Origin of the sequence: Janthinobacterium sp. JC611, from assembly GCF_018682595.1 — a bacterium.
Taxonomy (GTDB): Bacteria; Pseudomonadota; Gammaproteobacteria; order Burkholderiales; family Burkholderiaceae_D; genus Janthinobacterium.
The window spans coordinates 320,167-331,698 of the sequence record NZ_JAFLJN010000021.1 but is presented as its reverse complement, the minus strand read 5'-3'; the positions used below and the strand labels follow the sequence as shown (position 1 = coordinate 331,698).

The 11,532-nt window shown below is 64.3% G+C and carries 4 protein-coding genes; all 4 read left to right on the top strand.

Features of this window, described 5'->3' with window-relative positions:
- The first annotated feature begins 73 nt into the window (after window positions 1-73).
- The gene (locus tag J0O65_RS15845) at window positions 74-1,738 is read left to right on the top strand and encodes a ShlB/FhaC/HecB family hemolysin secretion/activation protein (protein ID WP_215408140.1); all 1,665 of its coding nucleotides are present in this window, start codon (window positions 74-76) and stop codon (window positions 1,736-1,738) included.
- A 34-nt stretch (window positions 1,739-1,772) separates the two neighbouring features.
- Window positions 1,773-8,720: a YDG domain-containing protein gene (locus J0O65_RS15840; RefSeq protein ID WP_215408138.1), complete on the top strand. Its 6,948-nt coding sequence runs from the start codon at window positions 1,773-1,775 to the stop codon at window positions 8,718-8,720.
- 148 nt (window positions 8,721-8,868) lie between these two features.
- Window positions 8,869-9,711, top strand: coding sequence for a sulfotransferase family protein (locus tag J0O65_RS15835; protein ID WP_215408136.1), 843 nt, complete (start codon window positions 8,869-8,871; stop codon window positions 9,709-9,711).
- A 290-nt stretch (window positions 9,712-10,001) separates the two neighbouring features.
- On the top strand, window positions 10,002-11,447 hold the full coding sequence (locus tag J0O65_RS15830; RefSeq protein ID WP_353056205.1) for a glycoside hydrolase family 19 protein: 1,446 nt from the start codon (window positions 10,002-10,004) through the stop codon (window positions 11,445-11,447).
- The last annotated feature ends 85 nt before the right edge of the window (window positions 11,448-11,532 follow it).

The following is an 11,532-nucleotide window of genomic DNA, read 5'->3' as shown; positions in this document are numbered from 1 at the left end:
TCTTCCAGCTCTTGTATTGCCCGTTGGTACAGCCGGAAGCGGCCTGCCTGGCGCGGGCGCGCCGCCTGAAAGGATGACCTTGAACACCACATTACTTCCATTGACCTTGCTGGCGCTGATACAGACCGCCTGGGCCGTCGATCCCCCCAGCTCCGGCAGTCAGTTGCAGCAGATTCCCGCCGCGCCCCAGTTGCCGAAAGCGCCGCCCGCCATCCGCGTGCAGCAGGGCAATGTGCCGGCCACCACGGTGGGCGATACCACGCGCATCACCGTGCAGCGCCTGCAGATCACGGCGCCACCCGTCTTCACCGAGAGCGAACTGGTCGCCGCCACGGGGTTTGTCCCGGGCAGCGAGCTGACCCTGGGCGAACTGCGCGCCATGGCGTCCAACATCGCCAGCTATTACCAGAACCGCGGCTATTTCCTCGCGCAGGCGTATCTGCCCGCGCAAGACATCCACGATGGCGTCGTCGCCATTCACGTGCTGCCGGGCCAGTATGGCCAGGTGCAACTGCGCAACCGGAGCAATCTGTCAGACGGCCTGGCCGGCAGCATGCTGGCCGGCCTGGACGGGCAAGTGATCTCCACGCCGCCGCTCGAGCGGCGCTTGCTGCTGCTGTCGGACTTGCCCGGCGTGCAGGTCAGCTCGACCCTGGCGCCGGGCGCGTCCTTGGGCGCGTCCGACCTGATCGTCGACGTGCAGCCTGGCTCGCGTTTCAACGGCAGCATCGACCTCGACAACCAGGGCAACCGCTACACGGGCCGCAACCGTATCGGCGCCACCCTGAACATCAATGAACTGGCCGGCATAGGCGACGTGGCCACCATGCGCGCGTTTACGTCGGCCGATGGCTTGAACTACGGCCGCCTGGCTTACCAGGGGCAGGCCGGCTTGCTGCGCCTGGGCGGCGCCTACACCTATATGGACTACAAGCTGGGCAAGGAATTTGCCGTGCTCGACGCCAAGGGCACGGCGAAGATCGCCAGCGCCTATGGCAGTTATCCGCTGATCCGCTCGCGCGGCAACAACCTGTATGCGCAGCTCAGCTATGACGACAAGACTTTCCAGGACCGCACGGAATCGACGGGCAGCGTCAACGACAAGAAGGCCAGGGTGTGGATGCTGAATCTGAACGGCGACGGCAAGGATGGCTGGGGCGGCGGTGGCGTCAGCACCTATTCGCTGACCTTTACCACGGGTAAGATCGACATCGAGACGCCGGTAGCCTTGCTGATCGACCAGCTGACGGTGAAGAGCAACGGCCACTTCAACAAGCTCGCCTTCAACGCGGCGCGCGTGCAAAGCCTGGGCGGCGAGACGAGCTTGTTCGGCGTGATCAGCGGCCAGGCGGCGTCGAAAAACCTCGATGTCTCTGAAAAGATGGGCATCGGCGGCGTGGGCGGCGTGCGCGCCTACCCGGGCGGCGAGGCGTATGGCGACCAGGGCTACGTGCTGAATCTGGAATTGCGCCAGAACGTGACGGCGTTCACGGCCTTTCCCGGCCAACTGCAGGTGCTGGCGTTTGCCGACACGGGCACCGTCAAGCTGAACCGCGATGCCTGGAGCGCCGGCGAGAACCGCCGCACCCTGAGCGGGGCGGGCGTGGGCGTGACGTGGACGGGCGCCAATGCGCTCGTCCTGAAGGCATATTACGCGCACAAGCTGGGCAATGCCAAGGCGACTTCCGCCCCCGATGCGGCGGGCCGCTTCTGGCTGCAAGCCGTCAAGTACTTCTAAATATTTATACAAGCTAAAACATCAGGACACTGCCATGAACCGCATCTACCGCTCCATCTGGAACCAGGCCACCGGCGCCTACGCCGCCGTTTCCGAAAACGTCAAATCCGCCGGCAAGCGCTCGATGCCAGGATGCAGCGGCGGCGGGGCGCATTTCGCCTTGACCACCATGGCGGCGGCGCTGATGCTCGGTTACGGCTCGCTGGCCCTGGCGGGGCCGGCGGGCGGCACGGTGGTGGCGGGCCAGGCTTCCATCCACGGCGCGCCGGGCGCCACGGTGATCAGGCAGGGCAGCCAGAATGCCGTCATCAACTGGTCCAGTTTCAATATCGGCAAGGGCGAGTCGGTGCAGTTCCAGCAACCCGACAGCAACGCGGTGGCCCTGAACCGGGTGCTGGGCAGCGACGGCACTAGCATCCTCGGCAACTTGTCGGCCAACGGCAAGGTGTTCATCGTCAACCCGAACGGCGTGCTGTTCGGCCAGGGCGCGTCCGTCAACACGGCGGGCCTGGTGGCGTCCACCCTGGATATTTCCAACGCCGACTTCATGGCCGGCAAGTATCAGTTTTCGGGCAATGGCGCGGGCAAGGTCCTGAACCAGGGCAGCATCAACGCGCCGGGCGGCTATGTGGCCTTGCTGGGCGCCAATGTGTCGAACGAAGGCACGATCCAGGCGCGCCTGGGTTCGGTTGCCCTGGCGGCGGGCCGCGCCATCACCCTCGACGTGGCCGGCGACGGCTTGCTGAACGTGGCGGTGGACCAGGGCGCCGTGGGCGCGCTGGTGCACAACGGCGGCATGATCAAGGCCGATGGCGGCAGCGTGGTGTTGACGGCGCAAGCGGCGGGCGACCTGCTGAAAACCGTCGTCAACAACACGGGCGTGATCGAGGCGCACAGCATCGACACGCGCGGCGGCACGATCAAGTTGCTGGGCGACATGCAAAGCGGCACGGTGCACGCGGCCGGCACGCTGGACGCCAGCGCGCCCGATGGCGGCAATGGCGGCTTCATCGACACCTCGGCCGCGCACGTGAAGATCGACGATGCGCTGAAGGTAACGACGGCCGCGCCACGTGGCTTGTCCGGCACCTGGCTGATCGACCCGACCGATTTCAACATCGCCGTGTCCGGCGGCGACATGACGGGCGCCTTCCTCAGTAACTCCTTGAAGTCCGGCAATGTGCAGATCCAGAGCATCTCGGGCAGCGGCGGCACGCAGGGCAACATCAACGTCAACGATAACGTCAACTGGGCGGCCAACAAGCTGACCCTGACGGCGCAAAACAATATCAACATCAACAAGGCCATGCGCGGCGCGGGCACGGCCAGCCTGGCGCTCGAATACGGCCAGAGCGCGCTCGCCGCCGGTAATCAGTCCACGTACAACGTCAAGGCGGAAGTCGATCTGCCATCGGGCAACAATTTCAGCACCAAACTGGGCAGTAACGGCAGCGTGACCGTGTACCAGGTGATCAACAGCCTGGGCGCGTTCAACAGCACGACCGGCAACGACGTGCAGGGCATGCAAGGCAATTTGTCCGGCAACTATGTGCTGGGCAGCAATATCGACGCGCGCGGCACTTCCGGCTGGGATGGCGGCAAGGGATTCGCGCCCATCGGCAGCGATGCGACGCCATTCACGGGCACGCTCGACGGCCTTGGCCATGAAATCGTGGGATTGACGATCAACCGCCCTGACGTGCCCGTCGGGATGTTCGGCAATATCGGCGCCGCCGCTGCTGTGCGCAACCTGAGCTTGAGCGGCGTGAGCGTTGCCGGATCGGCCGCCACCTATAGCAGCACCTATGCGGGCATAGGCGCGCTGGCTGCCGTCAACAACGGCAAGATCGATAACGTGTACAGCAGCGGCGCCGTGAGTGGCTCCGGTTATGTCAATCTCGGTGGCCTGGTCGGCATCAATGCCGGCACGATCAGCAATAGCCGCGTTTCCGGCACCGTGGTCTCCGCCGGTGATCCGGGACCGGGCGGCTATGGCGCTGCAGGCGGTTTTGTCGGCCTCAACGCTGCGGGCGGATTGATCAAGAGCAGTTCCAGTTCCGCCACCACCAGCTCCACGCGCTACGTTGCCGCCGGGCTGGTTGTTAACAATTCCGGCACGATCAGCGATAGCTATGCAACGGGCACCGTTAACGCGGGAGCCAACTATGGCGGTGGCCTGGTCAGTTTTAACAATGCCACGATCACCAATAGCTATGCGACAGGCGCGATGAACGCCTCGGGCAGTGCCGGCGGCCTGGTGGGAATCAACAACGACGCCGGCGCCATCATCAGCAATAGCTATGCGACAGGCAAGGTGACTTCCACCGGCGGCTATGTCGGCGGCCTGGTAGGGCTGTTGCGCGGAACCTTGAACAACAGCTACGCGACGGGCGACGTGCAGACCACCGGGCTGGCCGGCGGCATCGTCGGCTATAACGTGGGCGGCGTCATCACGAATGTGTATACGACGGGCAAAGTGACGGGCGGCGGCGCTAGCGTCGGCGCCATCGTCGGCGAGCATAACGGCGGTAGCGTCAACCGTGCCTACTTTGACAGCACGATTAACTCCACCCTGAATGGCATCGGCCAAAGCTTCAATGGCGCCACCTCGAATGCGCAAGGGCTGAGCACGGCGCAGATGCTGGTATCGAGTAATTATGTGGGCTTCAATTTCACGACCACGGCCGGCGCGACGGGCAACAACTGGGTCATCGTCAGCGGCGATGGCTCGATCAATGGCGCCGTCGCAGGCACGCGCCCGATGCTGGCGTCGGAGTGGTCAAACACCATCAATTCCACGCACCAGTTGCAATTGATGGCGATGAACAAGGCAGCCAGCTACACGCTGGGCAGCAGCTTCAGCGCCGCCAGCACGGCCGCGAATGGCAACGATGTATGGGGAACGACAGGTTTCATTCCCGTCGGCACGTCGGCTTCGGCCTTCACGGGTAGCCTGGACGGCACTGGCCATATCATTTCCAGCCTGAACATCGCCAAGACGGGGGTGAGCGACGTGGGCCTGTTCGGCGCCATCGGCAGCGGCGGCGCGGTGGCGAATGTGGGCCTGTCCGGCGGCAGCGTGACGGGCGGCAGCAACGTGGGCGCGCTGGCCGGCAGCAATGCGGGCACGATCAGCGGCAGCTTTGCCACCAGCGACGTGACGAGCACTTCCACCGGCGGCGGTCTGGTGGGCAGCAATACGGGCACGGTGGTGGACAGTTATGCCAGCGGCGCCGTGAACGGCACGAGCGCCGTCGGCGGCCTGGTCGGCAGCAATGGCGGCAGCATCGCCAACAGCTATGCGAACGGCAGCGTGAGCGGTTCCAGCAATGTGGGTGGCCTGGTGGGCACCGGTGCGGGCAGCGTCACGGGCAGCTACTGGGACACGGCGGCCAGCGGCCAGGCGGCCAGCGCGGGCGGCACGGGCATGACGACGGCGCAGTTGAAGAACCTGTCGAATTACACGGGCGCCGGCTGGGAACTGGCGCAGATGTGGGTGGTCTACGATGGACAGAGCGGGCCCTTCCTGCGTTCCTTCATGACGCCGATCGCCGTGCGCGTTTCCTACGACAGCAAGGTGTATGACGGCGTGGCCTACGCCGGCGGCAGCAACAGCGTCAGCTACTCGAACACGGTGGCGGGCGCCAGCCTGCTGGGCACGCCCGTGTATGCGGGCAATGCCTCCGGCGCCGTGAATGCGGGCACGTATGGCGTGTCGGCCAGCGGCCTGTACGCTTCCGGCGGCCAGGCCGGCTATGCGATCAGCTATATCGATGGCGGCCTGGTGATCACGCCCAAGGCCCTGACGGTGACGGGCGCGACGGCGGCGGACAAGATATACGACGGCAACACCACGGCGGTCATCACGGGTGGCGCCCTGAGCGGCCTCGTGAATGGGGAAACGCTGGTCTTGAACGGCGCCAGCGGCGTCTTCAATAACCAGAACGCGGGCAATGGCAAGGCCGTCACCATCACCGGCGGGAGCCTGGGCGACGGCACTGGCCTGGCCAGCAACTACACGGTCGGCAGTTCGTCGGCCGGAACGGCCAGCATCACGCCGAAGGCCCTGACGGTGACGGGCGCGACGGCGGCGGACAAGACCTATGACGGTAACGCCACGGCGGTCATCACGGGCGGCGCCCTGAGCGGGCTGGTCGGTTCGGAAACGCTGGTCTTGAACGGCGCCAGCGGCGTCTTCAATAACCAGAATGCGGGCAATGGCAAGGCCGTCACCGTCACGGGCGGGAGCCTGGGCGACGGTACCGGCCTGGCCAGCAACTACACGGTCGGCAGTTCGTCGGCGGGAACGGCCAGCATCACGCCGAAGGCCCTGACCTTGACGGGCTTGGGCGGCAACAACAAAGTCTACGACGGCACGGCCGATGCTAACTTGACCGGCGGCACCTTGAGTGGCCTGGTCAATGCGGAAACCCTGGGCTTTACCGTGCAGGGCGCCAGCTACAGCGACAAGAACGCGGGAACGGGCAAGGCCATTACGATCGGCGGCGTAACCCTGAGCGATGGCAGCGGCCTGGCCGGCAACTACACGCTGAGCGCGCCTGGCGGTCTGACGGGCGATATCGCCAAGGCAACAATTACGGGCATCACCGGCTTGAGCGCCCTGGACAAGGTCTATAACGGCAACTTCAGCGCCAGCCTCAGTGCCAGCTTGGCCGTGATCAATGGCAAGATTGCCGGCGATGACGTGCAATTGTCCAGTGCGAACGGCATGTTCACGGACAAAAACGTGGGGACCAACAAAGCCGTCAATATCAGCAATATCACCTTGTCCGGCAGCGACCTGGTCAATTATGACTTCCTCAATAATACGGCCAGCGCCACGGCCAGTATCACGCCCAAGGCCGTCACGCTCTCCGGTGTGACTGCCGGCAATAAGGTCTACGATGGCACGGCGGCGGCAGTCTTGTCGGGTGGTGTCTTGAGCGGCATGGTCGCGGGTGAAACGCTGAACTTCATCGGCGGCGTCGGCACCTTCAGCGACAAGAACGCCGGCACGGGCAAGGTGGTCACGATCAGCGGCACCACCTTGCAGAATGGCACTGGCCTGGCCAGCAACTACACGTTCACCAGCCCGGGCAACGTGACTGCCGACATCAGCAAGGCCAGCATCAGCGGCGTGTCGAACGTGGGCGTCAACAACAAGACCTACGATGGCCAGAAAACGGCCACGCTGAATGGCACGGCGACTTTCGCCGGCATCTTCGGCGACGACAGCCTGACGGTGGCGGGCAGCGGCGAATTCAGCGACAAGAATGCCGGCACGGGCAAGACAGTCAACGTCAGCGGTCTGACCCTGGGCGGGGCGGACGCGGGCAACTACACGCTGGCCGGCACGACGTCCAGCGGCGTGGCCGACATCGCCAAGGCCAGCATCGGCAGCGTGTCGAACGTGGGCGTCAACAACAAGACCTATGATGGCTCGGCCACGGCCACGCTCAACGGCGCGGCGACCTTCAATGGCATGTTGAACGGCGACAGCCTGACGGTGGCCGGCAGCGGCGCCTTCAGCGACAAGAATGCGGGCACGGGCAAGACCGTCAACGTCAGCGGCATTACCCTGGGCGGGGCGGACGCGGGCAACTACACGCTGGCCAGCGCGACGTCCAGCGGCGTGGCCGATATCACGCCGAAAGCCCTGACGGTGACGGGCCAGGTGGCGGGCAACAAGGTCTACGATGGCAATACGGTGGCGCAACTCACCGGCGGCAGTTTGAGCGGCCTGGTGGGCGACGAAACCCTGGCCTTCGGCGGCCAGACGGCGGCGTTTGCCGACAAGAACGCGGGCAACGCGAAGGCCGTGACGGTCAGCGGCACGACCTTGCTCGACGGTTCCGGCTCGGCCAGCAACTACACGGTCAGCAATCCGACCGGCTTGACGGCCAGCATCACGCCAGCCTCCATCAGCGCCATTGCCGGTATCGTGGCGGCGAACAAGGTGTATGACGGCGGCACGGCGGCCAGCCTCAACCTGGCGGGCGCCAGTTTCAATGGCATCGTGGCCGGCGACACCTTGAGCCTGGCCGCCGGTCCCGTCCTTGGCACGTTCAGCGACAAGAATGCGGCGATCGGCAAGACCGTGACCATCAGCGGTCTGGGCCTGGCCGGCGCCGATGCAGGCAACTATTTGCTGGCCAGCAACCAGGCCAGCACCAAGGCCGATATCACGCCAGCCGCCTTGACGGTCAGCGCGAGCGGCGTCAACAAGGTGTATGACGCCACCACGAATGCCGTCGTCTCCTTGCGCGACAACCGTATCGGCAATGACCAGCTGACTATTGCCAGCAATGGCGCCAGTTTCAGCGACAAGAATGCGGGCGTGGGCAAGACGGTGACGGTGGCCGGCATACGCCTGAGCGGCGCGGATGCGGGCAATTACGTGGTCAACGGCAGCGCCAGCACGACGGCCACGATTTCGCAGGCGGCGCTGACGGTGAAAGTCGATAACGCTGAAAAAGACCAGGGACGCGCCAATCCCGACTTCCGCGCCAGCTACAGCGGCTTGCTCGGTGGCGATACGCTGGCGGCTGAAGTGAACGGCAACCTGGCCTTCAGCACGCCGGCGACGACGGCTTCCGCGGCGGGCAACTATCTCGTATCGGCATCGGGCCAGGCGTCGAACAATTACGCCCTGAACTATGTAGACGGCGTGCTGAAAGTCAAGCCGACGGAAGCGCTGCAAAGCGCTGTCGCGAATGTGATCGCGGCTGTCGCCGTGGCGCCGTCGCAGGGCAATATGGTGCAGGCCGACATGATCGCCAATGGCGAGACGGCGCCAGGCAAGCCTGCCGCGCAGGATGCGCCGGGCGAGGCGGAGAAGGGCGGCGCAGCCAGCGCACCGGTGGTGCAGCTGGCCGGCAATGTCGTCGGCAATGTCCTTCCGGGGCTGCGCCTGAGCGTGGTCGACAGCGGCTTGCGCCTGCCGGTCGAGGTTGCCGTCGGCACGCGCCAGGACAGCCAGTAAGGCACGCGGCGTCACCGTCTGGTGGCGCCGGAGATGCCGCTTCGTGTTCCGAAGCGGCATTTTTTTCATCGGTGCGTCGTTGCCGCGCTCTTATAATTGCTGCACCCCCTCCTTCTGAAGAGCAGCGCTGAACAGAAAGTACAATCGCATGACATCCCATTTCATCGGCGTGGCCGGCCTGCCACGCGCCGGCTCCACCTTGTTGTGCCAGTTGCTGGCGCAGCATCCCGACCTGCATTGCGAAGGCAATAGCTCTCCCCTGTGCAACGCCTTGCTGGGCATGCGGCGCATGGTCAGCGACGACGCCTTTTTCCTGTCGCAGCTCGACAGCACCTTCGATGCCAGTTATGGCCACCTGAAAACGGCCATGCAGGGCTTCCTGCGTGGCTGGTACCAGGATTGCGGCAAGCAGGGCGTGGTCGACAAGAACCGCGCCTGGCTGCATTGCGTGGAGATGCTGCTGCAACTGGCGCCGGAAGCGAAAATCATCGTCTGCGTGCGCGAGCTGGGGCAAGTCTACGGCTCCATCGAAGCGCAGCACCAGCGCACCATCCTGCTCGACTTCGTCGACCACCTGGCCGATTTCGACCGCCTGGGCCGTGCCGACATGCTGTTTGCCAAGGACCGCACCATCGGAGCTCCCTTGAGCTCGCTGCATGCGGTGCTGGACCTGCCTGCCGAAGTGCAGCAGAAGCTGTACTTCGTGCGTTTCGAAGACTTGATGGCGCGGCCGGTGGAATGCATGTCGCACCTGTACGCCTGGCTGGGCCTGGCGCCATTCCAGATCGATCCGCACGATCTTGCCGTGGGGATCCAGGAGAGCGACAGCCATTACCGCATGAAGTACACGCACCGCCAGCAAACGGCCATCAGCGTGCCCAAACCGCATGCGATACCGCCGCGCATCCAGGCGCAGATCGAAGATGCGTATGGCTGGTTTTATGCGCTGTATTATCCGCAACACCAACGCGCGACAACGCCATCGGCCTGAAAACCCGTGCGGCAGTGCTAATACCACTTGCCGCACCGCTGCCGGCGCGGTATTGCCGGCAGCTGACAAAAATCCTCCTTTTTTCTCTTCCCCGGCTCTTCGCCTGGGGCACCGCGGCCGGACCGCATGAAGTCACTGGTATTGTAAAAAACACCGTTGCATAAAACCACTTGACTACCAATTTGGGGCGTCGCATTCTCTGTGCAGAAAGCCGACGCTTCGCTGTGCTTTCTTTACGTACAACATAAAAAGCTACTTCGATAGTTTTCGTATAACGTTCAGGAGACATTGTGAAGACACGGCAAATTAGCCGGCTGGCCACGCCTTGGATGGCTGGCCTGCTGGGCAGCGCGCTGCTCGCTTGCGGCGGCAATTCCACCACCGAACCCCCATCGATCCTGTTGGCCGCCACCGCCGCCAGCGACAATTGCGCGGCCTGGAACGCCGCCGCCGTCTACACGGCGGGCCAGTGCGCCGTGTATGACGGCAAGGTGTACCGCGCTAAATGGTGGGTGCAGGGCACGGCCCCGAGCAACGACCAGTGGGGGCCGTGGAGCCTCGATACCACCACGCCGACTCCGACGCCCACGCCGACACCCACCCCGACTCCAACGCCGACACCGACGCCGACACCCACGCCAGGCGTGCCCACCAAGGCCCAGGCCGAGGCGAACGAGGCGGCGCTGACGAACAACGATTTCTTCCGCAAGGTCAAGGCCTCGATCCGCACCCTGGGCAATACGGCCGTCGAGGCCGTGCAGCCTGGCCTGGCCGGCAATCCGCTCAACGTCAAGCGGGTCGAGCGTCTGCTGCCGGCGGCCAAGTGGGATTACTATTTTGCCGCGCGCGACGCCAGCTACACTTACCAGCGCTTCCTGCAAGCGGTGGCCAAGTTCCCCGCCGTGTGCGACGACTACGGCGACGGGCGCAATGCGGACGCCATCTGCCGCCACAGCCTGGCCACCATGTTCGCCCACTTCGGACAGGAGACGGGCGACCATAACGCCAGCAGCCCGCTGCCGCAATGGCGCCAGGGCTTGAAGTATTTGCGCGAACTGGGCTGCGACGAGACGGGCGCCGGCTGCGGCTACAACATCGAGTGCGCCGATCCCGTCTTCAACAAGGTGTGGACCTGCGGCAAGAACGCCGACGGCAGCTTCAAGAAGTATTTCGGCCGCGGCGCCAAGCAACTGTCCTATAACTACAACTACGGTCCATTCTCGCAAGCCATGCATGACGGCGACCAGTCCGTGTTGCTGAAGAATCCGGACCTGGTGGCGTCGACGTGGCTGAACCTGGCGTCGGCCACGTTCTTCTTTGTCTATCCGCAACCGCCGAAACCGTCGATGCTGCATGTGCTCGACGGTACGTGGGTGCCGAACGCGGCCGATACGACGGCGGGCGCGGGCAATAACTTCGCCACCACCATCATGATCATCAACGCCGAATGCGGGCAGGGCACGGAAAAGCAGGCCGCGCAAAACCGCATCGATTACTACAAGCAGTTTGCCGCCGACATGGGCTGGGATTATTCCGGCGAACAATTGTCTTGCGCCAACATGCAGCGCTTCACCCCGGCCAGTTCCGCTGCCTACAACATCTATTGGGAAAAGAACTGGAGCGCCGGTGGCGAGAATCAATGCCAGTTGGTCAGCTATCAAACCCCGTACAGCGCCTTGCTGGCCGGGAACTACGTGAAATGCGTGGAAGCCAACTGGAATGTGAAGTTGCAGTAGCAGCAAGCGCAAGAAAGCCGGCCAGGGATCACAGTTGACAAGAGCCCCCCGAGGGGCCTGCAACAAGCTCAGAATGTACAACCCG